Raw genomic sequence first — 26,518 nt, forward strand, 5'->3', positions numbered from 1 at the left:
TCAGCGAGAAAATGGTATTGCTTCACCATTGATAGTCATGATATATGAGGAATCAAGTAATCCAGCCGGACTTGCCCTCCAACTATAGCTAGTCAGACCAAACCTAACTGCTAGACTTGAAGGAGTTGCCTGGCAATCAAGAGTCATACATTGCTGCTGGAATCCTTCACTCACATTTGCACCCCAGATACCATGGAAAGAACGAGAATATTTTGACACTATACTCCAAACCCAACTTAAACCAGCTTCATCAGTAAACCGAATAAAACTATTATACTCTCGTTCTTGGCTTACTAAACCATTTCTTATGCGTAGAAATGAACTGTTGGTTCTATTTTCATAAACATTCACCGCTCCAATATTATGATTAATTGGTGTCATTATATTCCAGACACCACCATTAGAATTTAACTGAAACAGATGTGGATTCAAACGAATATCAGTGATACCAGTAATACTTGTCAGATTAGTAGAGTATACTCTTGTATTTTGTGGAGCAATTAATCGGTACCACAATATCGTCTCATCGTTGCTTCCTGATGAGTGACTTACATCGCCAGAATGCTGAAATTGATTGTTATTTCTAGTGCTAGAGAAAAATTCATTTGGTACTAGGACTCCCATTACATTTCGCGGATTAAAATAATTAGTAGTTCCACTCCGGTATTGATAACGAGATCTAAACATAGTATTTTGATCATCTCCCGGGCACATAACTTCTACATACGGACTTGTTCCACCGTGCCAGTCAAGAATATAAGGTTCACTAATATTTTGTCCATTGCTGTCTCGATATCTGTGAATACATCCAACTGCCTCGATTCGGCTAATCAAACGGCTATCTAACCCATTAATTAGATGTATAAATGATCTACTACTACCAAAACCAGCCTCCATACTCTGTAGGAAAGTACCAAAGTCGCTATTTAATCTAGCCTGATCATTCTGATATTGGAAGTTGCTTGCGCCTCCTGCACCGATTAATGAATTAAACATATCTTGTAATGCTTGTTGTGCTGCAGTAGCAATACTTGTATAACGAACATAGCTTCTAAGTACATAATAGTTACAATCTATTCGTCGGCGCATGATGCTACCGGCTATATTATCAACCGGATTAGCAGTTGAACTATTTACGCGGCAAAAAGTATCCAGTTCTCGTCTTAGATTAGGTCTTGTGGACTCAAGGTCTTGTACTGAAGTTCTTAGTTGATTAGAGGTTGCATAGAGATTATTTAGTGATGTCCAGAGGTTGGAATTCATTACACGATTTATACCACCATTCGCAGCAACATAAGATTGTAAGGTTGTATGATATCTACCACTCCGATCTGGCTGGTTTCGCAGAAACGAATAGTATAGATTTAATGCTGTTTCCATACTATTAGTATCTCTATCCATCTCATTGGTCACATTAGTTATCTGAATTAAAGATGCTTGAACTGATAATGCGCCTATCTGATCACTGATCGCATTCATTTGGTCGCGTAACTCACTCAGCCGTTCATTAATTTGTCTAAATTGCTGGGTATAATCAGGAGTACTACTTGGACAAGCAGAATACTGTGCAGCTGTAATCATTTTTGTAATTATTCCTATCCCAGCGAATGGGCCTTTGGCAACAGCCTCAAAGAATCCAACCGCGGTTTTCATGCCACTACTACAAAATGGACTTTTTGTAGCCGAAGAACCAACCATTCTCCCCTGATTAGAAGATAAAAGCAAATGACTATTTTTTAATAGGCTGGAATTAAGCATAAGCACTCCATTATGTTTTATAACATTGTCTATCGAGTTTAATACCTGATTCGATGATTTACCGCTATCAATTTGTTGCTGATAATATCCGCCCAATAATTCAAATGGCGAATATTTCTCACTATTCGCGCCAAAGGCATGACTTAAGCGCTCAAATGTCATAGCTTTATCGATAACCTCAAGTAGGCTATAGATATATAAACCCAAGGAGAGATTACTAGCGTATATGTACTCATATTGCGAAGAATCAGGTACTGAGCTAAAATCATAAACAGAGACTAGCTTATTTTTGCTATCAAAGAAAAATGCATCCAAATCTTTATTAAGCTTTAATCCCGGTGCACTAATTTCACAAAAACTCTCAGTAGCGCAATTAAGATTATTACTGTAATGAACTTTACCATCGGGATCCTTGATTTGAATTGAGCTAATTATTGAATTTGTATCATTACGCAACACTAATTTTGTCGCAGACTTTAGCTTTGCATGATGCTCATTAGCACCCGCATTACCCTCTGTATGTGGATTACCATCATCACCAATACTATTAGTATTCCATACCGCATGCGCATCCAGCATTGACAAGGATAGTGCAACACTTAGTATGGCTGATAGTTTAATATTTCTTTTCATGACATTCCCTTTTTAAACCCATCATTTTTCTTTAATCTAGATAAAGTAGATTTTACAGGGTTAGTAAAACTCCCACAATAGATAATTTTGTCTATCCCTCATGATTTATTTCAATTAGACTAGCCACGCTCAAAGGCGAAACTAAATTACAACTATCATTTCAATGAAATACCCTATTTAGCAGTAACACCAAACGCTACGTTTCTTTTTACCAATGTCAGTACCAATACTATAAAATAGACACTTAAAATAATCATTTTTCGAGGGAAGATCATATGTTTACAGGATGGAGAAACCACCCGAGAAGTCTGAAACGGCTTTTCTTTACCGAAATGTGGGAACGCTTTAGCTTCTACGGCTTAAATGCGGTCTTAGTACTATTTCTTACTAAAGCGGCGCATATACCAGAAGATTTAGCTTTAATCATATTCGGTAGTTATGTAACATATGTTTATCTCTCGACTACAATTGCTGGATTTCTTGCCGATCGACTTTACGGTTATGCAAAGGTTGCATTCATTGGCGGTATATTCATCCTGATTGGGCACCTGACGATGGCTTTATCAAATTTTAGTTTCTCGTTATTCTATTTCGGTCTTGGTTGTATCGCTACAGGAACTGGACTACTAAAACCAAATGTCTCGGTCATGGTTGGTAAATTATATTCCGACGAACATGAAGATATGCGCGTTCAGGGATTTAATATTTATTATATGGGAATTAATATCGGTGCGGTGATTGCCCCAACTGCGGTTGGTTTTGTTGCCGAAAAAGTTGCTTGGCATGCAGGATTTGGGCTAGCGGCAATCGGGATGGCACTTGGCTTATATATTTTTAAACGCGGAGAAAAAGAATTCCCTGCTAATTGTAAGGTTGCCAATAATGAACTAATTAACTCTCGCTTTGCTGGAATAAAGCTAAATATTTGGGTTTATGTGATGCTTTTGGCTTTAGCCGCAATCTTTGCTACACTATTAGCTAATCCAATTCAATCAACGGTAGTTTCAGGAATCTGTCTCCTAATCCTTGGTGGTTACATAATCTCATTATGGCGCAAACTAACTATTGAAGAACGCAGTAAAGTTTGGATTATTCTGGTATTATCGATATTCTCAGTTAGTTATTGGACATTATCTAACCAGACTATTGCGAGCCTGCCAATTTTTATCGATCGAGTAGTTGATTTAAATTATTTTGGCGTTACAATTCCCGCTTCAAGTATCTCAAGCTTCTACTCTCTGATTTTGATCATTTTAGCACCAATAATTGCTTGGTTCTGGAATTTTACGAAACAAATCAAACATGAGCCAGGCTATGCGGGTAAATTTGCGCTTGGTTTATTTGTCGCAACTCTAGCATTTGTATTCATAATATTTGGGATTATGCAGGCTGAACATTCGGGTAAAATGAGTCTCGTTTGGATACTAGTTTGCTATACCCTACTTGGCTTTGGCGAATTATGTATTTCACCAAATGGTCTTGCGCTAGTAACAAAATATGCGCCGCAAAATCTATCTGGTATCATGATGGGATTATGGTGGATGATTAATGCCTTTGCTGGTTTGACCGCAGGATTAATTGCCCAATTAATTGGTTTTCAGTCGGCGGATAAACTTCCAGTTGCCGAACAATTAAATATTTATCAAAATGGATTTATTAAGGTAACCATTCTTGGCATAATAATCACCGCAATATTGTTTATAATTCGTAATAAAATTGATGAAAGAAGCTAAGATGTTATTAATCGCAAATTATGAAGGAAGATCCGGGACTAACCGTGCAGCTGAAATCCTTGCTAGCAAGGAAAATGGATTACGCGCAATAATCGAAGGAATAAAAATTGTCGAGGCCAATCTGGATATTCATACTGTTGGCATGAGTTCATGGCCAAATATTCTTGGCGAACTACAGCTTGATGCAGCTGTAATGGATGGCACAACTAGGCGAACTGGTGCGGTAGGTGCATTACGAAATTTCAAACACCCAGTTGAAGTGGCTTATCGGATCATGACCGATATTGACCATGAAATATTAGTTGGTGAAGGTGCAGAACGCTTTGCCCGTGAAATTGGTGCCGAAATCGCCAAAAATGAAACCGAACTCTCGATAAATACTTGGCACAAACATCTTAATGACGTATTAACCGAAGAACAGAAAGCTAAGTTTCCAGATGTAAGACTTCTTGACATCAAAAATAAAGCAGTTGACCCAGAAAAGCTCTTTGATACCACTGTTTATCTCAGTATTGATCATGAAGCACGGATTTCTTCGGCAACTAGTACCTCTGGCTGGGCATGGAAATATCCGGGGCGGCTTGGTGATAGCCCGATTATCGGTGCTGGCAGTTATGCAGATAGTCGCTATGGTGCATGCGCCTGTACCCACACTGGAGAAATGAGTATTCGCGCGGGTACAGCCCGTAGTGTTGTACTTTACATGAAAATGGGTTTAAGTGTAGCTGATGCAGTCTATGAAGCAGCCCGCGATCTTGCTGATCTTAAAACCGGGTACTTAGATGAAGTTACTATTCATGCAGTAGATAAATCAGGCAACCATAAGGTGATTGGATTAAATTCAAGTGAAGAAATCCGCTATGTTATCTGGCAGCCAGGAATGGAACAACCAGAAATTAAAGTTGCAGAAATCGTTCGCCTCTAATATTTAGTGGTTATACTCAATCAGCGAAGAAGCGTGGTAGGCGTGCAACACAGCTTACAAGTAGAAAGTAAGGAGCAGTGCAACGACTCAGAACCTTCACGGCATTAGTATATATAAATATATTAGCAAAACTCCACTAAAGTGGACTTGGTGTTAATTTGTGATATAGCTATAATATCGCTAGGTGGAGAGAGATATGACTCTGCCTGTAATTCCCTCCACATTTGACCGCTGATTTTTCAGCGGTATTTTTTTTGCTTTTAATAAGATAGTGTCCTAATTATGTTATCTATAAAAAAAATGGCATGATACTTATTAAATACCATGCCAACGGTTCTAGTAATATGCAGGCAGAACTCATATTACATCACCTAGAGGAAGACTATTTTTAATTGATAAGCTCTCTTTACATCAATTCATAAAACCAGATTATACTTATTAATAGAATAATAGAAAAGTTGCAAACGCAGATAATTAATTATCCGTTTTTGCAAACTCTGATCCTTTAGCTATTCCTTCCAGTTATTAAGTAATTGTAAAACTTTCAAAGACAAGAATAGATGGTAAAATATCTTTATCAAAGTTATCTTACCATCTATTTTATCCAGCTTTAATAAATCCTCAATGTATAAACATAAATATTTATTAGCATGATAAAATTTATGCAGAAAACTTTACTATAAAATAAGGGTAGCAAATGTTTGATGACTTATTTTTGTTTATAAAGACTGCTGGATTTGGCAGTTTTACTAAAGCATCTAAAGAGTTAGGACTTTACCAATCGACACTCAGTCGGCGTATAATTAACCTAGAAAGAACTCTAGGAGTAAAACTAATAAATAGAAATGCCAGTCACTTCGAATTAACCACTCAGGGAAGAAAATTTTTTGAATTACTAAAGGATGATGAGGCAGTTTTACAAAATAAAATCCATGAAGCACTCGATAAAGACGAAATCGTATTTGGGGAAGTTAAAATTATGCTACCTCATTCATTACCATTAAATATTATTACCCCTCGCTTACCAGAGTTTATCAAGAAGCACCCTAGACTCAAGCTACGAATTTATTATCAAAATCATGAAATTAATCTTCAAAAAAACCTAATTGATCTGGCACTAGTATACGGACTTCCAGAACAGCAAGCACAAAAGGTAAAATTAATTCATAAGGCTGAAAGAGTTGCCTTTTGCACACCAAAATATATTGCACAATATGGTATGTTAAATAATCTGGAAGATATTAACCAACATAAAGTGTTGCCTGTCCTTTTAGACCATGGAGAACTTATTAACCGTATCAACCTGATAAATAATAAAACCGGAAGAATAGAATCTGCAAAAATTGATTATAATATTGCGACAAATAGCTTTACACATGCACTAAAACTAGTTGATACAGGTGAATATATTGCCAGCTCATTTTATTCTGTCATGGCAAATGATATCCGGAATGGTAAATATGTGAGAGTTCTTGTTGATTATAGTTTTGAAGTTGGCAATTTTTATCTGATAAAACGGCTTGAAGATGACTATAAGATAAATATAGTTGCTGATTTTATTGAAGAATGTTTTAGAGAATATAATTGTAGTAATATAGCTCCGTAAACTAAGTAAATAGCTTGAGTAATTTTAGCTTGAGTTTGTCATATGGTGGATACTTCACTGAAAAATCGGGAAAATTACTGCTTCTAACTAATGCTTTTGGATGACTAAAAACATCAAAACTAAATTTACCATGATAATGTCCATTTCCGCTATACATTACTCCACCAAAAGGTAAATTATGATTGACGAAATGGTAGAGACAATTATTAATACCGATAGCGCCACTTTCAAGCTGATGAATAATTTTTTCCCTAAACTTCCTATCATTACTAAATAAATAAACTGCTAATGGATAGCGGTTAATATTTAGTATCTCAATCAGCTCATTATAACTAGCATATTTTACTAATGGTAATATTGGTCCAAAGATTTCTTCATGCATGAGTGCCGAATCAAAATCCGGATTTTCAATAATGGTTAAACCTATTTGTAAATTCTCTTCATCAATAGCTCCACCAAAAATTATCTTCCCATGCTGCAAATATGAAATTAGCCGTTCAAATTGGCGTTTATTGATTATCTTCCCAGCATGATTAAAGTCATCCGCTCCTAACTCTTTTGCCGCATTAATCAATTCTTGTACAAAATCGGCATATATACTCGCCTCAATCAGCACATAATCAGGAGCAATACAGGTCTGTCCACAGTTAAATAACTTGCCCCAAATAAGCCTCTTTGCTGCAACTTTTAGATTTGCACTTTTATCAATGATTGCTGGCGATTTACCACCCAATTCAAGTGTATAAGGAATCAGACGCTTAGCACATAAGCTGGCAATTTGTTGCCCAACAACTATCGAACCAGTAAAAAACACATGGTTAAAACTACCCCGTGTTATCAGCTCTGGAACTACCACCACACCATCACCTTCAGCAATTGAGATATAATTTTCGGCAAAAAATTCACTAATCATAGCGCTAATGACTTTAGTCGTATTACTACTTATCTCAGATGGTTTTAGAGTAATACAGTTTCCTGCTGCAATCGCGCCGATTAATGGAGAAATTAACAATTGAAAAGGATAATTCCATGGTGCAATGATAAGAACCAAGCCCAAAGGAACTCTAAGGATAGAGCTTCGAGAATAGAAAATTGTTAGCGGTGAGGGAACTCTTTTTTCTTTCACCCATTTATGTAAGTTCTTATATACAAAGTCAATTTCTTTATATACTAATCCAATTTCGCTACTATACGCCTCAAATTCTGATTTACCTAAATCTTTGTATAATGCATCAAGGATCGCTGTTTCATATTTCTCGACTGCCGCTTTTAATTGCATGAGCTGTTTTTTTCGAAAATTCAGATCATGGGTTATCCCACTATCAAAAAACTCTCTTTGCTCAATAATTTTTAGTGCATAATCCATTCAAGAGCCTCAGCTAACAAGATAAATTAAAGTAAGCTCGATAAATCGGCAACCGTATCAAGATTAAAGTGAATTTGCAAATCGTGGTTTTCTACAGCTAGTTTTTTCCGGTTTATGAAAGCAAAGTCAATACCCGCATTTTTGGCACCATAACCATCACTAGCTAATGAGTCACCAACATATAATATCTGAGCTACATCTTGATCTTTAAGATTCATTTGTGCAAAGGCAATTTCAAATATTTCTCGCCCCGGCTTTGCAACCCCAACCTCGTCAGAAACAACAAAACACTCAAACCATTGATGTAGCAAATTAGTCTTATATTTCAGATATTGTACTGAGGTAAGCCCATTAGTAATTATTCCTAAACGATAACCTTTCCCGGCTAAAAGATCGATAACCTTTTCTACACCATCAATCCAGTCAGTATTTACACCAAGATAATTCTCAAAAGAGTGCGCAACTATTTCGTGATTCAGATCAGTTTTTAACGTCGCATGAAGATCAATAAACCTGCGATATCTGACATCTCTCGGCAAGATAGAACCATGACCGCTTCCTACCTGTTCCCATAAATTATTATTTATTGTCTGATAGGTCTTTAAAAAATTCTCAAACTCATAGTTAGAATAATATTCTTGATGAATGTAGCGAAGAGTCTTTTTCTCTGCACTGACAAAATCAAGAAGCGTATCATCTAGGTCAAATAATATCGTAGTATATTTCTTCATCATTTCATCATCTCCAAAAATAAAAAGCTAACCAAATGGTTAGCTTTTTATTATGCATCAGAATTATCTTCAACTGCCGAAGTATCTTCCGGACGGTCAACCAGCTCCATAAAAGCACGCGGAGCATTATCACCAGGACGGAAACCGTATTTAAGAACACGAGTATAACCACCTGGACGGGTAGCATAGCGTGGTCCCAATACATCAAACAATTTAACCACAGTATCACGATCACGGATACGGTCAAATGCAAGACGACGGTTAGCAAGTGAAGGATTTTTAGCCAAAGTAATTAATGGCTCAACAACTTTACGTAACTCTTTAGCTTTTGGCAAAGTAGTTACAATAGCTTCGTGTGTCAACAAAGCAACTGCCATGTTTTTAAACATAGCTTTGCGGTGCGCTGACGTACGATTTAATTTACGATGTCCACAACGATGTCTCATCTTTACATCCCTTATTTAATTATTTCTTTTTCTTGATTGACGCAGGTGGCCAATTATCAAGAGGCATACCTAATCTTAAACCACGAACTTCCAATAATTCTTTAATTTCAGTAAGTGATTTTTTACCTAGATTTGGTGTTTTCAACAGTTCATTTTCGCTTTTTTGCACTAGATCACCAATATAGTTGATATCAAGATGTTTCAGACAATTCGCACTACGAACTGTCAGTTCAAGGTTATCAACCAACTCAAGGAATACCGGATCAACTTCAGGCTCTTCCTTAACTTTAGCAGCAAGTCTGCTACTTGGTGTCTCGGTATTTGGCATATGCTCAAGACCAGCAAAAACTAGCATTTGTTCAATCAGGATTTTAGATGCTGAACGTACAGCATCTTCTGGAGTAATAACACCATTCGTTTCTACTTCCAGAACCAGTTTATCCAAATCAGTTTTTTGCTCAACCCGAGCATTATCAACAGTAAAAGCCACACGTACTACAGGAGAGAAGGTTGCATCAAGCAAAATCCAACCTGTAGCCAAAGTATCAGTCTCCTGACGTCTGGAGCTAGCTGTCTGATAACCACGACCAGTTTCAATCTTGATTTCCATATCAATGGAACCAGTTTTCGCCAGTGTACAAATTACATGCTCTGGATTCATTAATTCCAGATCATGCGTAAGCTCGATATCTTTACCAGTAACTACTCCTGGCTCATTTTTTTGCAGTTTAACAATTATGCTGTCTTTATTATGCAGTTTAAAGATTAAACCTTTAAGATTTAGTAATATATCAACTACATCTTCCATCACACCATTTAAAACGGCATATTCGTGGCTTACACCAGCAATTTTTACTTCAGTAACTGCTGTACCAACCATTGATGACAGCAAAATACGGCGTAAAGAATTACCTATTGTATGCCCAAAACCACGCTCAAATGGCTCCATTACAATTTTACAATTATTGGCATCTACACCAAGTGGTGTAATTGTAATTGATTTTGGCTTTAACAATTGTTTGCTAGAAGCTTGCATATAATTTATTCCTCCTAAGCATAGCTTAGTTGATTATTTAGAATAGAACTCAACAACTAATTGTTCGTTGATATCGCTAGATAAATCTGTACGCTCAGGAACAGCTTTAAATGTACCAACCAATTTTTTGGCATCAACTTCAACCCAAGCCGGGAAACCAGACTGTTCTGCTAAAGAAACAGCTTCCTGAACACGTACTTGTTTTTTAGCTTTTTCAGAAAGAGACACAATATCACCAGCTTTAATCTGGAATGAAGGAATATTAACTGCCTGACCATTAACTGTAATCGATTTATGCGAAACAAGTTGACGAGCTTCTGCACGAGTTGAACCAAAACCCATACGATAAACAACGTTATCCAAACGGGATTCTAATAATTTTAATAGGTTCTCACCAGTAGAACCCTTGCGGCGTGTAGCTTCAGCAAAATATTTTCTGAATTGACGCTCTAACACACCATAAATACGGCGAATTTTTTGCTTTTCACGCAATTGAACACCGTAGTCTGATAATTTACCAGATTTCGCACCATGCTGACCAGGTGCACTAGCTAATTTACATTTTGCATCCGCACTTTTGCGGGTACTTACCAATGAAAGATCTAACCCTTCGCGACGCATTAATTTGCATCTAGGTCCTGTATATCTTGCCATGTGAATCTACTCCTTAAATTTATACTCTACGTCTTTTTGGTGGACGGCAACCATTGTGCGGCAATGGGGTAATATCACTAATTGATGTAATTTTTATACCCAAAGCATTTAAAGCACGAATAGAAGATTCACGGCCTGGACCAGGTCCCTGCACTCTAACATCCAATGATTTAATACCATATTCTTGGGCAACTTTACCAGCTTTTTCTGCAGCTACCTGTGCTGCAAACGGAGTACTTTTACGTGAACCTTTAAAACCAGCACCGCCAGAAGTAGCCCAAGATAATGCATTTCCTTGACGATCTGTGATGGTTATGATGGTATTGTTAAAAGAAGCATGGACGTGAGCGATACCTTCGCTAACCTGCTTTTTAACTTTCTTACGTACTCGCGCTGTGTTTGCTTTACTCATACAAAAAATCCTTTAAATCTTATTTTTTCTTACCACTAACTAATTTTCTAGGACCTTTACGGGTACGTGCATTAGTTTTAGTACGCTGACCGCGCACTGGTAATCCTTTGGCATGACGATGCCCACGGTAACACTTTAGGTCAACCAAACGTTTAATGCTCATCGAAACTTCACGGCGCAAATCACCTTCTACAGTGTATTTGGCAACTTCGTTACGAATAGCTTCCATTGCTTCTGGTGCTAATTCACGAACTTTAGTTTGTGGACTAACTTGTGACGCATCACAAATCCATTGGGCACGAGAAGGACCGATACCGTAAATATGCTGTAAACCGATAACGATATGAGCATTATCAGGAACGTTTACACCAGCTATACGAGCCATTCTAATTCCTTTCAAATCAATATAAAAAAATTAACCTTGTCTTTGTTTATGTCTTGCTTCTTTACAAATTACACGTACAACACCGTTGCGACGAATAATTTTGCAGTTGCGACATATTTTTTTCACTGAAGGCTGAACTCTCATTTTACACCTCGTAAATATCTGTGTCACACAGAGTTTTATTAATATTGTTTATCACGGCTAGGACAAGGCGCAAAACGACGACGTGTACATAAAAAAAGTACACGAGGAGTTTTGCAACACAGTACTAGACTGTGAGCAAACAATATTACTTCGCACGAAAAACAATGCGACCTTTATTTAAATCATACGGCGTCATCTCAACAGTAACCTTATCCCCTGGCAAGATACGAATATAATTCATCCGCATTTTACCGGAAATATGACACAAAACCGCATGACCATTTTCCAATTTCACTCTAAACATAGTATTCGGCAAAGCTTCAAGAACTTCACCTTCAAACTGTATTACATCATCTTTTGCCATAACTATTAAAATCCTTTAAGATTGGCTTTTTTCATCAGACCTTCATATTGAACAGACATAATCTGTGATTGAACCTGAGTCATAAAATCCATAGTTACAACAACGACAATTAGAAGTGATGTCCCACCAAAATAAAATGGCACATGCCATTTTAGAATCAGCAATTCAGGGAACAAACAAATCGCTGCAATATAAACTGCACCACCAAAAGTAAGGCGCAATAAAACTTTTTCTATATATCTCGCAGTATTTTCACCTGGACGGATACCTGGGATAAATGCACCACTCTTCTTCAAATTATCCGCAGTTTCTTTTGGATTAAATACTAGTGCAGTATAGAAAAAGCAGAAGAAAATGATTGCAGCAGTGTAGACTACAATATATACAGGCTGCCCTGGATGTAAAGAATCACCTATTGAAGACAGGAAAGATAACTTTCCACGCCCTAACCAGCCAAGCAATGTTGCCGGAAACAAAATAATACTTGAAGCAAAAATTGGTGGTATTACCCCAGCCATATTTAACTTCAATGGCAAATGAGTACTTTGCCCTTGCATAATCTTATTACCAACCTGACGTTTAGCATAGTTTACAGGAATTTTACGTTGTGCACGCTCAACAAAAACTACCACATAAGTAATTACTGCAATAATCACAAAAATCATGATCACAGAAAATATTGACATTGACCCTTGCGATGCAAGTGACAAGGTTTTTCCTATTGCACCAGGAATCCCAGAAATAATACCCGCAGTAATAATCATTGAAGCACCATTGCCAATTCCGCGCTCAGTGATTTGTTCACCAAGCCACATCAAGAACATAGTACCTGTAACTAAACAAATAATTGCGGTTGCAAAAAAATGAAATTGTGAATCAACTACCAAACCTGGTTGTTTATAAAGCATGGTAGCAATACCAAAGCTTTGCACAAATGCAAGTATTACTGTAGCATAACGAGTATACTGAGTAATTTTTTTGCGACCAGCCTCACCTTCTTTTTTTAACTGAATCAGGTATGGAAATACTTCTGATGATAGTTGTAGAATAATTGAGGCTGAAATATATGGCATTATTCCTAAGGCAAAAATTGTAAAGCGCGATAGCGCTCCACCTGAAAACATGTTTACCATATCTAGTAAACCTGTCTGGCTTGATTTGAATAACTTCGCCAACTGAGTTGGGTCAATCCCGGGAACCGGAATATGCGCACCAATCCTGAAAACGATTAAAGCCCCAATCAAAAACCAGACACGTTTTTTGAGATCAGCAAACTTATCAACTTTTGCTATCGCCATTTTTTATACCTTACTCAACCGAACCGCCAGCAGCTATAATAGCAGCTTTAGCGCTCTCAGTTGCATTGATACCACGTAGGTTAACTGCAACAGCAATAGTACCAGTACCAATAACTTTAATTGTGTCAGCTAATGCTGAAATCAGACCAGCTTTGATCAAAGCGATACGATCGATATCATTCCCAGCCAAAGCAACCAAATCACCAAGTCTAACCTCAGCTTGTTTGCTCAATGATTTGAAACCACGTTTTGGTAAACGACGGTATAAAGGCATCTGACCACCCTCAAATCCTACTTTATGGAATCCACCAGCACGGCTTTTCTGACCTTTGTGACCACGACCACATGTTTTACCAAGACCAGAACCCATACCACGACCTACACGCTTAGAAGAATGCTTAGCACCTTCAGCTGGTTTAATACTATTTAAAAACATTGTATTAACCCTCACATTTTACTAAATAATTAATGCGATTAATCATACCGCGATTTTCTGGAGTATCAATAACTTCAACTGTTTGACCAATTTTACGTAGACCAAGACCACGAGCAGAAGCTTTATGGTTCTCAAGACGACCAATCAGACTTTTAATCAAAGTAACTTTAACTGTTTTTTGAGCCATTTAATTACTCCCCAAGGATTTCTTCTACTGTCTTACCACGTTTAGCAGCAATTTCAGCAGGAGTAGTAATTGCTTGCAACCCTTTAATAGTTGCACGCACTACGTTATAAGGATTAGTTGAGCCATGTACTTTAGCGGTGATGTTTTTAACACCGATAGCATCAAACAATGCACGCATTGCACCACCAGCAATAATACCAGTACCTTCTTTAGCAGGCTGCATATATACAGTAGTTGCACCATGAGTTGCACTTACTGTATGATGAATAGTACCATTTTTTAGGCTAACTTTAACCATGTTTTTATTAGCTTCTTTAACAGCTTTCTGTACAGCAACAGGAACCTCTTTGGCTTTCCCTTTACCCATACCGATACCGCCATCACCATCACCAACAACTGTTAGTGCAGCAAAGCCCATAATCCGACCACCCTTAACCACTTTTGTTACGCGGTTAACGCTAATCAGTTTTTCTATTAAGTGTTCTTTATTTTCAACCATTTATTTACTCCAATTAGAACACAAGACCGTTTTCACGAGCTGCATCTGCAACTGCTTTGATACGACCATGATATTTAAACCCGGCACGATCAAAAGCAACTTCTTTAATTCCAGCACTAGTTGCTTTTTCAGCAATAGCTTTACCGATTAATTTTGCAGCTTCAATGTTACCGCCATTTTTTACTGAGCCAGAAAGAGCTTTTTGTGCAGTTGAAGCAACTGCAAGCACTTTAGAACCTGTCTCATCAATAATTTGGGCGTAAATATGACAATTTGTTTTATGTACAACAAGACGTTTAACACCTAACTCAGCAATTTTTAAGCGAGTTTTACGTGCGCGTCTAATACGATTAACTTTATTACTCATTCTCAGACTAACCTCTAAAATTATTTCTTCTTAGTCTCTTTTAGGATAACCACTTCATCCGCATAACGAACGCCTTTACCTTTATAAGGTTCAACCGGACGATAAGAACGGATATCCGCAGCAGCCTGACCAACTAGTTGTTTATCAATTCCCTTAATCAGAATTTCTGTCTGAGTAGGAGTTTCAACTTTAATTCCGACAGGAGCCTGGAATACAATTGGATGAGAGAAACCAAGGGTTAGATTAAGATTGGCACCTTGAGCTTGAGCACGGTAACCAACACCAAGAATTGTAAGTTTTTTCTCAAAACCTTTAGTTACACCAGTAACCATGTTATTCATAACTGCTTTTACAGTACCAGATAACGCTTTAGCAAACTTAGAATCTTCTTTAGTTGCAAAAACGATATTAGTACCATCTTTGGTAATGGTAACAGTATCGTTAAAAGTGTACTCAAGACTTCCAAGAGGACCTTTTACCTTAACGTTTGAACCATCAAGAGTTACTTCAACACCAGCAGGAATTGCTAAAGGAGTTTTAGCCATACGTGATAACATTACGAGCCCCCCCTATTAAGCAACTAGACATAAAACTTCGCCACCAACTTTAAGTGAACGAGCTTTACGATCAGTAATAACACCACGTGAAGTTGACACAATAGCCACGCCCAAACCGTTCATAACAGTAGGCAATTCTTCACAACCACGATAAATACGTAAACCAGGACGTGATACACGTTCGATTCTTTCAATTACCGGACGACCAGCATAGTAGCGTAGAGTAATTATTAATTCAGGTTTTACAGTACCATCAATTTTAAAATCATCAATATAACCTTCTTCTTTCAAAACCTTAGCGATAGACACTTTGATTTTTGATGAAGGCATTGTAACAACTTCTTTATTCGCAGCCTGAGCATTACGAATACGAGTCAACATATCAGCAATAGTATCTTGCATCATTTCTAATACCCTCCCTTACCAGCTAGCTTTAACAACACCAGGAATATCACCTTTAAGTGATAACTCGCGTAGTTTGTTACGGGCAATACCAAATTTACGGAACGTACCTCTTGGGCGACCTGTCAACGCACAACGATTACGTTTGCGGATAGGCGCAGCATTGCGAGGTAATTTTTGTAGCGCAAGTCTGGCTTCAAATTTTTCTTCATCTGATTTTGATGAATCTTCAATAATAGCGAATAAAGCATCACGTTTAGCACTATATTTCTGTACTAACTTAGCACGCTTTTTTTCTCTTTCGATTAAGGCCAATCTAGTCATAATATATCCTTATTTGATTGGAAAGCTAAATGCTTTAAGTAAAGCACGCGCTTCTTCAGCATTTTTAGCACTAGTTGTAATGGTAATATTCATACCGCGTAGTGAATCGATTTTATCGTATTCGATTTCCGGGAATATGATTTGCTCTTTAATCCCGAAGTTATAATTACCGAATTTATCAAACGCCTTACCATTTAAACCACGGAAGTCACGGATACGTGGAATTGCAATACTGATCAAACGATCAAAGAACTCATACATTCTTTCTTTACGCAATGTAACCATGCAACCAACCGGATAACCTTCACGAATTTTGAAACCTGCAATTGATTTACGCGCTTTAGTAACCACAGGTTTTTGACCTGCAATTTTAGTTAAATCAGACAAAGCAAATTCCATTACTTTTTTGTCAGCAACAGCTTCACCCAAACCGATATTAAGAGTAATCTTCTCAATACGTGGCACTTCCATTACTGAATCATAGTTGAATTGCTTCATCAATTCAGGAACAACTTTGGTAGTATAAAACTCTTTTAATCTTGCCATTTTCTACCTCTATTAACCTATCACTTTACCGTTAGACTTGAATACACGAACTTTTTTATCGCCCTCAACTTTGAAACCAACGCGATCAGCTTTTTTAGTTTCAGAGTTATAGATAGCAACATTCGAGATATCAACCGGCATTGTTTTATCTACTATTCCGCCTTGAACACCCTTCATTGGGTTAGGACGAACATGTTTTTTTGCAACGTTAACGCCTTCAACGATAACTTTGCTACCATCTTCAACAACTTGTTGAACCTGAGCAATTTTACCCTTGTCTTTACCAGCAATAACGATGACTTCATCACCTTTACGAATTTTTTTCATTATTGTTGCCTTTAAATTACTTCTGGAGCTAATGAAACGATTTTCATAAACCGTTCTGTACGCAGTTCGCGAGTTACCGGACCAAAAATACGAGTACCAATTGGCTCAAGTTTTGCATTAAGCAATACCGCAGCATTACCATCAAACTTGACCAATGAACCATCCGGACGACGTACACCTTTAGCTGTACGCACAACAACCGCGTTATAAACATCACCTTTTTTCACACGACCACGTGGAGCAGCATCTTTGATTGATACCTTAATGATATCACCAACGCTTGCATAGCGACGCTTTGAACCGCCTAACACTTTAATACACATAACAGAACGTGCACCAGTATTATCAGCAACATCCAATCTTGTTTGCATTTGAATCATTTGATTTACCTTTCCAACTTAACACGTTACGCAAACGGCCAGTATTGGGTCCGATAGAACCGGACTACTAGACATCATAAGTAAGGCGAGCATTTTAACATAAGTCAACTGCGATTTGCAACAACTATTCATTATTTAATTTTGATTGGGTTTCATATACTTACAAGTGATTGAAGTATTATAATTATAATTTCTTAAATAACTGTTATTAATATTTTTGACTTTTTATTTTATTTGGTGCTACAATTTGAGTCCGTTTATTTACAGGAGTATGCTATTTACTAGCATCAATAAAATGAAATTTAAAATTTTACAACAGTGTGTTTCTACGCTTCACAATAATTCTCCCTTCATTATCAAATTCAATCATAAAAAGATCCCATAGCTAAACAAATTATAAATAAAATAATTTAATACATTCTGCCATTCATCAATGGATTATGGCATTATATTGTATTGTTATTCATTTTAACCAAATACAAATCACCTACAATTAATTGCCTCAATGTCCTTTAGCAGTAAGTTTAAAATTACGTAAGGATCTAGGGTAATTAGTTACGTAGGCTAAGGGATAAACTAATATTTATTATTCAACATTTAATAGATGTAAACTAACATGAAGAAAACTAAATCTAATTTATTTAACAAGCATCTGGTTATCGAAGCATTAATAATCAGTTTTAAAAAACTAAACCCAACTACTCAGGCTCAAAATCCGGTTATGTTCGTGGTTTATATTGGCAGCATTCTAACTACTTTCTTATCTATATATGCAATAACTGGTCATGATGCTGGAGGTTCACCATCATTTATTATTGGGATTACCATCTGGCTATGGATAACCTTATTATTTGCGAATTTTGCAGAAGGGATTGCAGAAGGTCGCTCAAAAGCACAAGCCGATAGCTTAAAAGTTGCCAAACAGGATGTTCCCGCCAAAAAAGTTGCTGACCGAAGCTATCCAGCCAAAAATATTACAACCGTTTCAAGTAGCACCCTTCGCAAAGGTGATATTGTTCTAATTGAAGCCGGGGACAATATTCCCTGTGATGGAGAAATATTAAACGGTTGCGCATCGGTAGATGAAAGCGCAATTACAGGTGAATCAGCTCCAGTAATTCGAGAAGCTGGTGGTGATTTTTGTTCGGTCACAGGCGGGACCAGAGTCTTATCAGACTGGATAATAGTTGAAATTACAGTTAATCCAGGTGAATCATTTCTTGACCGGATGATTGGAATGGTTGAAAGTGCCAAAAGAAAAAAAACACCCAATGAGATTGCCCTATCTATATTATTAACTGCTTTGACAATAATATTCTTACTGGTTGTTGTTACATTATTACCAATGTCAATCTACAGTGTAAATGCCAATCACTCTGGTACTCCTATTAGCATCACGATTCTGGTGGCATTATTGGTATGCCTTATCCCAACTACAATCGGAGGCTTATTATCTGCAATTGGAATAGCTGGCATGGGACGAATGATGACTGCAAATGTAATTGCAACATCAGGACGAGCAATTGAAGCCGCAGGAGATGTTGATGTACTACTTCTAGATAAAACTGGCACGATTACATATGGTAACCGTCAGGCAAGTATGTTTTATCCAATCGATGGAATTTCAAGTCAAGATCTAGCTGAAGCTTCAATGATCTCATCTCTGGTAGACGAAACACCAGAAGGTAAAAGTATAGTTGCCCTCGCAAAAAATAAATACAACATTCCACCGTCAGAAGTAAATGAAACCAATGCTGAATTTATTCCATTCACGGCACAAACTAGAATGTCGGGAGTAAATTATCAAAATATTGAAATTCGCAAAGGTGCAGTAGATGCCATTCAAAAATGGATAGCAAGTAATGGTCAGAGTTATCCAGCACAAACCCAAGAAATTGTTAATATGGTTGCATCCCGTGGCTCTACACCATTAGTTGTTGCTAGAAATCATATTGTCCTAGGCGTTATTGAGTTAAAAGATGTAGTCAAGGAAGGCATTAAGGAACGTTTCATGGAGTTGCGTGAGATGGGAATTAAAACTGTCATGATAACCGGAGATAACCGTTTAACTGCTGCTGCTATAGCGGCAGAAGCAGGCGTTGATGATTTTCTTGCTGAGGCAACACCAGAAAACAAACTAGCAATGATACGTGAATACCAGCAAAAAGGTCATTTAGTAGCAATGACTGGTGATGGAACTAATGATGCTCCAGCACTTGCACAAGCGGATGTTGCCGTTGCAATGAATAGTGGTACTCAGGCAGCTAAAGAAGCTGCCAATATGGTTGATCTAGATTCATCACCCACGAAGCTAATCCAGATTGTTGAAATTGGAAAACAAATGCTTATGACCAGAGGTTCACTAACCACCTTTAGCATAGCCAATGATATTGCCAAGTATTTTGCAATTATACCAGCAACATTTGCAAGTACCTATCCGGTATTGAACAAGCTTAATATTATGTATCTGGCAACCCCAGCATCTGCAATTATGTCAGCAATCATATTCAATGCCTTAATCATTGTATTTCTGATTCCGCTAGCACTAAAAGGCGTTAAATTTCGTCCAATGTCAGCAAGTAAACTATTACGAAGAAACTTCTTCATTTATGGTCTTGGTGGCGTGATAGTTCCATTTATAGGAATAAAATTAATTGATGTTCTGTTACAACTAATCTAAACTAGCTTTGATTGACCGTAAAAATTGCATTTAAACATAGCATTAGATAAAACGTTATAAAATTTATTTTGAGTAACTATTAAACTCAAATCTGAAAGGTAAAATAATATATCATGAAATATATTTATCAATCCATTATCTCACTAATAATACTCAGTATTATTGTTGGAATAATATATCCGGGTATCATTTATATCGTAGGACAAACAGCATTTCCATTTCAGGCAAATGGAAGTATTATTTATGATAAAGATAATAAACCAATGGGCTCACTGCTGATTGGGCAACAATTTACTCTAGAAAAATATTTCTGGTCACGCCCTTCTGCTACTACCAATTATCCATATAATGCTTTAGCGTCTGGTGGTTCAAATCTGGGACCACTAAACCCACAACTGGAAAGCAATGTCGCACAATATGCTGCGGCACTAAAAGCCTCAGCAGACAATGCTGTACCAGTTGACTTAGTAACAGCATCTGGTAGCGGACTTGATCCAGAAATAAGTCTTGCTGCCGCATATTATCAAATACCTAGAGTAGCACAAGCACGCCATATGGCGATAGATACTGTAAAAGCTTTAATTAATCAAAATACACAATACCCTATTTTGGGCTTTCTAGGCGAAACTCGGGTAAATGTTTTACGCCTGAATATTGCATTAGATCACTATAAAGGAAATTAATCATGGAGTTTTTATATATTATTAGTTGTATCATAGCATTATTGCTATTTGTATACCTATTTGTTGCGTTATTTAATCCCGAAAAATTTTAATTGAGAATCATTATGAATATGGCATATCTTAATTTGTCTATCTATTTTGTTTTACTAACGGTATTGGCAATACCGCTTGGTAAATATATTGCATTAGTTTTTGAAAATAAAATCACCTTTCTTGGCTTTATTGAAAAACCCATTTACATGCTTTTGAAAATATCCAATAGTGAAGAACAAAATTGGAAACAGTATACACTAAGCTTGATGTTCTTTAATATCATGGGTGCAATATTCTTGTGTATATTATTTACCGCACAAAAAAACCTTCCATTAAACCCAGAGCACTTTGATAAATTAAGCTGGGATCTAGCATTTAATACTGCTATTAGTTTTATTGCCAACACAAATTGGCAATCCTATGCGGGTGAAACTACAATGAGCTATTTCACACAAATGTTTGGGCTTGCAGTACAAAATTTTCTCTCGGCGGCAACAGGTATGGCAGTACTATTAGTATTAATTCGAGGGTTTAGTAGGGCTAGCATAAAAACCATCGGTAACTTCTGGATTGATATAACCAAATCTACCCTATACATATTACTGCCTCTTTCGATTATTGTTGCAATTATTCTGGTACAGCAGGGAGTACCTCAAAGTTTCAATAACTATGCAGTTAGTAATGTTCTTGACCCTCAGACAGTAACGCAGGTAATTGATGGTAAAAATCATACCGATATTATAAAAACTCAGACATTACCACTTGGTCCAATAGCATCACAAGAAGCAATTAAGATGCTTGGCACCAATGGAGGCGGGTATTTTAATGCCAATTCTTCGCATCCATACGAAAATCCTACTGCGATAAGTAATTTTATTGAAATGCTATCAATACTATTGATTCCTGCTGCACTATGCTTTATGTTTGGCGAAATGGTGAAAGATCGCAAGCAAGGCTATTCCCTATACTTAGCAATGAGTATTATTTTTATTCTGTCCACAATTGCAATATTATGTTTTGAAGCACGTGGCAATCCTGTATTCAATCAATTTCATGTTGACCAATTACATAGCGTGTTACAAAGTGGCGGCAATATGGAAGGCAAGGAAACACGTTTTGGTATCATTGGTTCTGGAATTTTTGCAGCAGTAACTACAGCCGCATCGTGCGGAGCAATAAATGCAGCGCATGATTCCTTATTACCAATGGGGGGATTTATTCCACTATTCCTGATGCAATTATCCGAAGTCATTTATGGCGGCGTAGGGAGTGGGCTTTATGGGATGTTAATATTTGCCATATTAGCAGTGTTTATTTGTGGGCTAATGATTGGGCGCACCCCGGAATATCTGGGTAAGAAGATCGAGAGTTTCGAAATGAAAATGACGGCACTCATAATATTACTAGTTCCACTGATAGTTCTGCTCGGTACAGCAATATCCCTACTTATTACCCGGGATTAGCCGGGATTAGCAACCCATCAGCACATGGTTTATCTGAAGTGCTTTATGCCTTCACTTCCGCAGCTAATAATAATGGTAGTGCGTTTGCCGGATTAAATGCAAACACGGTCTATTATAACCTAATGCTAGGTATTGCAATATTTGCTGGACGCTTTGGCGTGATTATTCCAATATTAGCTATCGCTGGGAGCCTAGCGAATAAGAAGAAGCTCCCTATAAGCGCAGGTACTATGCCAACTACAGGATTATTATTTATAACAATACTGATTGGGGTCATCATTATAGTTGGAGTTCTAACGTATATTCCAGCATTAGCACTAGGTCCAATAGTGGAACATCTTCAGCTATATAAATAACTCCGTAATAAAAAAACACTAGCTTGCTAGTGTTTTTTTATTACCCTTCAAAACTTCCTCAATAATCACATTCCTAAATTATTATTTTTAGCAAGCATCACCTCAGTTTTTATTGCAATTTGAGTAAAGTGGATACGTTCAAGGGTTGATGCCAGTAATTGGGTGATATTCTCAATAAGCTCCTGTGTATCTGGCAAAAATAACGTAATGTTATTTTCATCTGGCAAAATAGCCAGTACTCCCCTACTTCTAATTTTTGAGTGAATGGGAAGATAACAAATTTTACTACTAGAAAATGTATTTGTTCCATAGCCAGCACTTTTCAGATTATCAAATACCCATTGTGCAATTACTAAATCTATATTATCGATATCCTGATACACAATAGAAAGTTCTTCATTTAATGTATGAACCATTAATGTGTATCGACTAGCAAGTAGCGGCGGAATAAATTCAGTAGTAGCCTCAACCACCTGGCTCTCTACCATAGCCTCGGATAATTTGCGGCTAAATGCATATAGGATTCTGGTTTGTTTTTGGATTTTACGTGAGATATTTAGCTGAAAACGTAAATTACCATTCATTACGCCAAATAATACACCAACCGTTGCCATTACTATAAATGTAAATACATATTGCAAATCAGAGATTGAGAAAGAAAATTGCGGCGGAATAAAAAAGAAATCAAAAGATAAGGTGGCTATAAGTGCTGTAATTATTGAAGACAATATACCCCTACCACGACTAGTCAATACAATTACCAAAAGATATGCCATCAATATATTTATATTTGATGTATACTTACTAATAGGAATTAATATCAAACTAAGCACAGTAAAAATAATCAAATTAGTAAGAGTTTTTTTAATTAATTTAGGATAGTTGATTGGCTTACTCTTTAGCTTTAGTTTATTTGCCGATAGGTCAAGTCCATTTTTATTACTCTCATCATCAGTAACTAAATGTAAGTTAATCTCAGGAGCTAATTCACGCACCTTATCAACTAATGAGGTGTTAAACAATCTGTAATATAAATTGATCCGTGACTGAGACAATAATACTGTATTAACATTATTATCACGTGCAAATGCAATTATAGCTTCATCCAATCGGTCACCATTTAGTGGTAAAACTTTCGCCCCTAACTCTTCAGCTAGACTAAGTAATTTTAATAATTTCTCACGCTCTTTAATATTCTTATCAGCAAACTCAGAATTATCCATATATACGACAAACCAGTTACTAAAGCCTTTATTAGACATAGCTTTGCCGCTACGAATAATTTTCTCAGTTGAATAACCGATTTCCAAAACAACCATGAGATTATCATGACTAGACCATATTTGCTCAATTGCATTGTGTAAACGATATTCCTTAACCTGCTTTTCCACTTTACGTGCGGTATTTATCAGTGCCATTTCGCGTAAAGCAGTTAAGTTACCTTTACGAAAAAAATTGCCTAAGGCGGTATTAATTCGCTCTACAGGATAAATCTTACCTTCTTTTAGGCGATTAATCAGCTCATCAGGCGTTATATCAATCAACCTTATTTCATTTGCTTCTTCTAAAACATAGTCTGGAACCGTTTCTTTTATTGTAGTACCAACAATTTGTCCGACAACGTCATTCAGAGATTCAATATGCTGAATATTTAAAGCGGTATAAACACTAATTCCCGCCGATAATATCTCAAGTACATCCTGAAAGCGTTTTGTATTGCGCGACCCATGAACATTGGAATGAGCTAACTCATCAACAATAACAAGCTCGGGCTTACGTTTTAATATCTCGTCAACATCCAATTCTTTACGAATAATTCCTTTATACTCAATTTCTTTTAATGGAATTATTTCAACCTCATCCGGCAAGGCACTAATAGTATCACTACGCTGGTGACATTCGATGTATCCAATTACTACATCTACACCTTTTTCCCTTAATTCTGGTATTTGCTTTAACATAGTAAAGGTTTTACCAACACCAGCTGCAGCTCCTAAAAAAATCGTCAGTTTACCTCTAGAATCTTTATCTTGAGCACATTTTAAAAGTAACTGTTCTGGGCTGGGACGATTATCCATGATATAACCTGTAAGAATTAATAACTAAAAAAATAGATAGAACCATACAATGTAAAATGGGTGGCAAAATTTGCCACCCATTTCATTTCTTTACCTAAACCCTACAAACTTAAGCTTTTTCAACCAAAGATTGAACAGCCCAGTTTTTAGTTTTTGAAATTGGCTTAGTTTCAACGATTACAACCATATCACCATTTTTATACTGGTTATTCTCGTCATGCGCTTGGTATTTGTTAAATTTTCTAACAATTTTACCATATAAAGGGTGTTTAACCCGACGCTCAACTAAAACTGATACAGTTTTATCACGTGAATCACTAACTACTTTACCAATCAGGGTACGAATAACTTTAGTCATTATTATGCCTTCTCACGTAAAATTGTTCTTACACGTGCAATATCACGACGCACTTTTCTCAACTCACTTGTTTTAGTAAGCTGTTGCATTGCAACTTGCATACGTAAAGAAAAATGAGATTTTAACAAAGCCTCAAGCTCAGCATTTAATTCATCTACTGATTTAGCTCTTAATTCAGTATTTGGCATTACGCACCTACCTGTCTAATTACAAATGTTGTTTTGAATGGTAATTTAGCCGCTGCAAGACGGAAAGCCTCACGAGCAAGCTCTTCACTTACGCCATCCATTTCATACAACATTTTACCTGGTTGAATTTCAGCAACAAAATATTCCGGAGAACCTTTTCCGCCACCCATACGAACTTCGGCTGGTTTTTTAGAAACAGGTTTGTCTGGGAATACACGAATCCATACACGACCACCACGTTTAATGTGACGAGTCATTGCACGACGTGCTGCCTCAATCTGACGCGCAGTCAAACGACCACGACTTACAGATTTAAGACCAAACTCTCCAAAGCTAACTGCAACACCACGTGTAGCAATCCCTTTATTGCGACCTTTTTGTACTTTACGGTATTTTAATCTATTCGGCGATAGCATCTTTTTCTACCTTTCTTTTACGAGGTGCTGGTTTACGCGCACCTGGCTTTTTATTGGCTCTTTTATCATCATCACCAGTAGTTGCAGTTTTAGCAAATTTGTTTTTATTAAGGTTAAGATCACCCTTATAAATCCACACTTTGATACCAATAATACCATAAGTAGTCAAAGCTTCGCTTGTTGCATATTCTACATCTGCACGTAATGTATGTAATGGCACACGACCTTCACGATACCACTCGCTACGAGCGATTTCGATACCATTCAAACGACCTGAAGTTTCAATCTTGATACCTTCCGCACCAAGCTTGATCGCAGCTTGCATTGAACGTTTCATCGCACGACGGAACGCAACGCGTTTTTCAAGCTGTTGAGCAACCTGATCACCAACGATTTGTGAATTTAATTCCGGCTTACGGATCTCTTCAACATTCAGATGTAAAGGAACTGAAGTCATTTTTTGCAATTCTTTTTTGATTTGCTCAATGCCTTCACCTTTTTTACCAATGATTACACCTGGACGCGCAGTAAACATTGTTACTTTAATGCTTTTTGCTGGACGTTCAATTACAACACGTCCAATCGCAGCACGGCGACCAAATTTTTTAAGAATATATTCACGAATTTTAATATCTTCAGCTAGATTTGAAGCAAATGATTGGTTATTTGCATACCAGCGAGAAGACCAATCTTTCGTTACTGCTAACCTAAACCCACGTGGGTCAATCTTCTGTCCCATCTTGATCT

Annotated in this window: 34 protein-coding genes; 8 read left to right on the forward strand and 26 right to left on the reverse strand. The window is 37.0% G+C overall.

Features of this window, described 5'->3' with window-relative positions; all coding sequences use genetic code 11:
* Complete coding sequence (locus CUN60_RS11130) at positions 1-2,391, reverse strand: hypothetical protein (protein WP_102952110.1); 2,391 nt, start codon at positions 2,389-2,391, stop codon at positions 1-3.
* Positions 2,392-2,666: 275 nt separating this feature from the next.
* Between CUN60_RS11130 and CUN60_RS11135 the strand changes: the two genes are divergently transcribed.
* The 3 genes from CUN60_RS11135 to CUN60_RS11145 all read left to right on the forward strand — a co-directional run bounded on the left by CUN60_RS11135 (position 2,667) and on the right by CUN60_RS11145 (position 6,655).
* Positions 2,667-4,124, forward strand: coding sequence for a peptide MFS transporter (locus CUN60_RS11135; protein ID WP_102952111.1), 1,458 nt, complete (start codon positions 2,667-2,669; stop codon positions 4,122-4,124).
* Position 4,125: 1 nt separating this feature from the next.
* Positions 4,126-5,049: a glycosylasparaginase gene (locus CUN60_RS11140; protein ID WP_102952112.1), complete on the forward strand. Its 924-nt coding sequence runs from the start codon at positions 4,126-4,128 to the stop codon at positions 5,047-5,049.
* 697 nt (positions 5,050-5,746) lie between these two features.
* Positions 5,747-6,655, forward strand: a complete 909-nt coding sequence (locus CUN60_RS11145; RefSeq protein WP_102952113.1) for a LysR family transcriptional regulator — start codon at positions 5,747-5,749, stop codon at positions 6,653-6,655.
* Position 6,656: 1 nt separating this feature from the next.
* On the opposite strand, the gene CUN60_RS11150 is transcribed toward CUN60_RS11145, so the two are convergent.
* The 20 genes from CUN60_RS11150 to rplN form a co-directional block, all read right to left on the reverse strand.
* Entirely contained in the window at positions 6,657-8,021 is a 1,365-nt protein-coding gene (locus CUN60_RS11150) for an aldehyde dehydrogenase family protein (protein WP_102952114.1), read from the reverse strand.
* 26 nt (positions 8,022-8,047) lie between these two features.
* On the reverse strand, positions 8,048-8,755 hold the full coding sequence (locus CUN60_RS11155; RefSeq protein ID WP_102952115.1) for an HAD family hydrolase: 708 nt from the start codon (positions 8,753-8,755) through the stop codon (positions 8,048-8,050).
* 47 nt (positions 8,756-8,802) lie between these two features.
* Positions 8,803-9,198: a 50S ribosomal protein L17 gene (gene rplQ / locus CUN60_RS11160; RefSeq protein ID WP_102952116.1), complete on the reverse strand. Its 396-nt coding sequence runs from the start codon at positions 9,196-9,198 to the stop codon at positions 8,803-8,805.
* Between the two features lie 19 nt (positions 9,199-9,217).
* Positions 9,218-10,234 (reverse strand): DNA-directed RNA polymerase subunit alpha, encoded by a 1,017-nt coding sequence (locus CUN60_RS11165; RefSeq protein ID WP_102952117.1) that lies wholly within the window; start codon positions 10,232-10,234, stop codon positions 9,218-9,220.
* A gap of 33 nt (positions 10,235-10,267) precedes the next feature.
* Positions 10,268-10,888, reverse strand: a complete 621-nt coding sequence (rpsD, locus tag CUN60_RS11170; protein WP_102952118.1) for a 30S ribosomal protein S4 — start codon at positions 10,886-10,888, stop codon at positions 10,268-10,270.
* Positions 10,889-10,907: 19 nt separating this feature from the next.
* The gene (rpsK, locus tag CUN60_RS11175; RefSeq protein ID WP_102952119.1) at positions 10,908-11,300 is read right to left on the reverse strand and encodes a 30S ribosomal protein S11; all 393 of its coding nucleotides are present in this window, start codon (positions 11,298-11,300) and stop codon (positions 10,908-10,910) included.
* 19 nt (positions 11,301-11,319) lie between these two features.
* Positions 11,320-11,685, reverse strand: a complete 366-nt coding sequence (rpsM, locus tag CUN60_RS11180; RefSeq protein WP_102952120.1) for a 30S ribosomal protein S13 — start codon at positions 11,683-11,685, stop codon at positions 11,320-11,322.
* A gap of 30 nt (positions 11,686-11,715) precedes the next feature.
* Positions 11,716-11,829 (reverse strand): 50S ribosomal protein L36, encoded by a 114-nt coding sequence (gene rpmJ / locus CUN60_RS11185; RefSeq protein WP_102952121.1) that lies wholly within the window; start codon positions 11,827-11,829, stop codon positions 11,716-11,718.
* Positions 11,830-11,974: 145 nt separating this feature from the next.
* Positions 11,975-12,193: a translation initiation factor IF-1 gene (gene infA, locus CUN60_RS11190; protein WP_102952122.1), complete on the reverse strand. Its 219-nt coding sequence runs from the start codon at positions 12,191-12,193 to the stop codon at positions 11,975-11,977.
* Between the two features lie 5 nt (positions 12,194-12,198).
* Positions 12,199-13,491 carry a preprotein translocase subunit SecY gene (secY, locus tag CUN60_RS11195; protein WP_102952123.1) on the reverse strand — a complete coding sequence of 431 codons (1,293 nt, stop codon included), beginning with the start codon at positions 13,489-13,491 and terminating at the stop codon, positions 12,199-12,201.
* 10 nt (positions 13,492-13,501) lie between these two features.
* Positions 13,502-13,927, reverse strand: a complete 426-nt coding sequence (gene rplO / locus CUN60_RS11200; protein ID WP_102952124.1) for a 50S ribosomal protein L15 — start codon at positions 13,925-13,927, stop codon at positions 13,502-13,504.
* Between the two features lie 4 nt (positions 13,928-13,931).
* The gene (gene rpmD, locus CUN60_RS11205; protein ID WP_102952125.1) at positions 13,932-14,114 is read right to left on the reverse strand and encodes a 50S ribosomal protein L30; all 183 of its coding nucleotides are present in this window, start codon (positions 14,112-14,114) and stop codon (positions 13,932-13,934) included.
* Positions 14,115-14,118: 4 nt separating this feature from the next.
* On the reverse strand, positions 14,119-14,613 hold the full coding sequence (rpsE, locus tag CUN60_RS11210; protein WP_102952126.1) for a 30S ribosomal protein S5: 495 nt from the start codon (positions 14,611-14,613) through the stop codon (positions 14,119-14,121).
* Between the two features lie 13 nt (positions 14,614-14,626).
* Positions 14,627-14,980, reverse strand: coding sequence for a 50S ribosomal protein L18 (rplR, locus tag CUN60_RS11215; protein ID WP_102952127.1), 354 nt, complete (start codon positions 14,978-14,980; stop codon positions 14,627-14,629).
* A 20-nt stretch (positions 14,981-15,000) separates the two neighbouring features.
* Entirely contained in the window at positions 15,001-15,537 is a 537-nt protein-coding gene (rplF, locus tag CUN60_RS11220) for a 50S ribosomal protein L6 (protein ID WP_102952128.1), read from the reverse strand.
* A gap of 15 nt (positions 15,538-15,552) precedes the next feature.
* Positions 15,553-15,942 (reverse strand): 30S ribosomal protein S8, encoded by a 390-nt coding sequence (rpsH, locus tag CUN60_RS11225; RefSeq protein WP_245866352.1) that lies wholly within the window; start codon positions 15,940-15,942, stop codon positions 15,553-15,555.
* A gap of 15 nt (positions 15,943-15,957) precedes the next feature.
* The gene (gene rpsN / locus CUN60_RS11230) at positions 15,958-16,263 is read right to left on the reverse strand and encodes a 30S ribosomal protein S14 (RefSeq protein WP_102952129.1); all 306 of its coding nucleotides are present in this window, start codon (positions 16,261-16,263) and stop codon (positions 15,958-15,960) included.
* A 9-nt stretch (positions 16,264-16,272) separates the two neighbouring features.
* A complete protein-coding gene (gene rplE, locus CUN60_RS11235) occupies positions 16,273-16,809 on the reverse strand; it encodes a 50S ribosomal protein L5 (protein WP_102952130.1) in 537 nt (178 codons plus the stop codon).
* A gap of 12 nt (positions 16,810-16,821) precedes the next feature.
* On the reverse strand, positions 16,822-17,136 hold the full coding sequence (gene rplX / locus CUN60_RS11240) for a 50S ribosomal protein L24 (protein WP_102952131.1): 315 nt from the start codon (positions 17,134-17,136) through the stop codon (positions 16,822-16,824).
* 11 nt (positions 17,137-17,147) lie between these two features.
* Positions 17,148-17,516, reverse strand: coding sequence for a 50S ribosomal protein L14 (rplN, locus tag CUN60_RS11245; protein WP_102952132.1), 369 nt, complete (start codon positions 17,514-17,516; stop codon positions 17,148-17,150).
* A gap of 616 nt (positions 17,517-18,132) precedes the next feature.
* Between rplN and kdpB the strand changes: the two genes are divergently transcribed.
* The 5 genes from kdpB (at position 18,133) to CUN60_RS13365 (ending at position 22,731) form a co-directional block, all read left to right on the forward strand.
* Entirely contained in the window at positions 18,133-20,196 is a 2,064-nt protein-coding gene (gene kdpB / locus CUN60_RS11250; RefSeq protein ID WP_102952133.1) for a potassium-transporting ATPase subunit KdpB, read from the forward strand.
* A 113-nt stretch (positions 20,197-20,309) separates the two neighbouring features.
* On the forward strand, positions 20,310-20,879 hold the full coding sequence (kdpC, locus tag CUN60_RS11255; RefSeq protein WP_102952134.1) for a potassium-transporting ATPase subunit KdpC: 570 nt from the start codon (positions 20,310-20,312) through the stop codon (positions 20,877-20,879).
* Positions 20,880-20,881: 2 nt separating this feature from the next.
* Positions 20,882-20,971 carry a K(+)-transporting ATPase subunit F gene (kdpF, locus tag CUN60_RS13495; protein ID WP_102952135.1) on the forward strand — a complete coding sequence of 30 codons (90 nt, stop codon included), beginning with the start codon at positions 20,882-20,884 and terminating at the stop codon, positions 20,969-20,971.
* A gap of 12 nt (positions 20,972-20,983) precedes the next feature.
* Complete coding sequence (gene kdpA / locus CUN60_RS11265) at positions 20,984-22,375, forward strand: potassium-transporting ATPase subunit KdpA (RefSeq protein WP_279639052.1); 1,392 nt, start codon at positions 20,984-20,986, stop codon at positions 22,373-22,375.
* A gap of 38 nt (positions 22,376-22,413) precedes the next feature.
* Positions 22,414-22,731 (forward strand): potassium-transporting ATPase subunit KdpA, encoded by a 318-nt coding sequence (locus tag CUN60_RS13365; RefSeq protein ID WP_279639053.1) that lies wholly within the window; start codon positions 22,414-22,416, stop codon positions 22,729-22,731.
* A 65-nt stretch (positions 22,732-22,796) separates the two neighbouring features.
* On the opposite strand, the gene CUN60_RS11270 is transcribed toward CUN60_RS13365, so the two are convergent.
* From CUN60_RS11270 to rpsC, 5 genes are all read right to left on the reverse strand, one after another.
* Positions 22,797-24,809, reverse strand: a complete 2,013-nt coding sequence (locus tag CUN60_RS11270) for a DUF4118 domain-containing protein (protein ID WP_102952136.1) — start codon at positions 24,807-24,809, stop codon at positions 22,797-22,799.
* Between the two features lie 109 nt (positions 24,810-24,918).
* Positions 24,919-25,167: a 30S ribosomal protein S17 gene (gene rpsQ / locus CUN60_RS11275; RefSeq protein WP_158649406.1), complete on the reverse strand. Its 249-nt coding sequence runs from the start codon at positions 25,165-25,167 to the stop codon at positions 24,919-24,921.
* A 2-nt stretch (positions 25,168-25,169) separates the two neighbouring features.
* Entirely contained in the window at positions 25,170-25,355 is a 186-nt protein-coding gene (gene rpmC / locus CUN60_RS11280) for a 50S ribosomal protein L29 (RefSeq protein WP_102952138.1), read from the reverse strand.
* Positions 25,355-25,771, reverse strand: coding sequence for a 50S ribosomal protein L16 (gene rplP, locus CUN60_RS11285; RefSeq protein WP_102952139.1), 417 nt, complete (start codon positions 25,769-25,771; stop codon positions 25,355-25,357). The genes rpmC and rplP overlap by 1 nt, the downstream gene beginning before the upstream one ends.
* Positions 25,755-26,510, reverse strand: coding sequence for a 30S ribosomal protein S3 (rpsC, locus tag CUN60_RS11290; RefSeq protein ID WP_102952140.1), 756 nt, complete (start codon positions 26,508-26,510; stop codon positions 25,755-25,757). The genes rplP and rpsC overlap by 17 nt, the downstream gene beginning before the upstream one ends.
* Positions 26,511-26,518: the final 8 nt, after the last annotated feature.

The organism is Aquella oligotrophica (assembly GCF_002892535.1).
Lineage (GTDB): Bacteria > Pseudomonadota > Gammaproteobacteria > Burkholderiales > UBA11063 > Aquella > Aquella oligotrophica.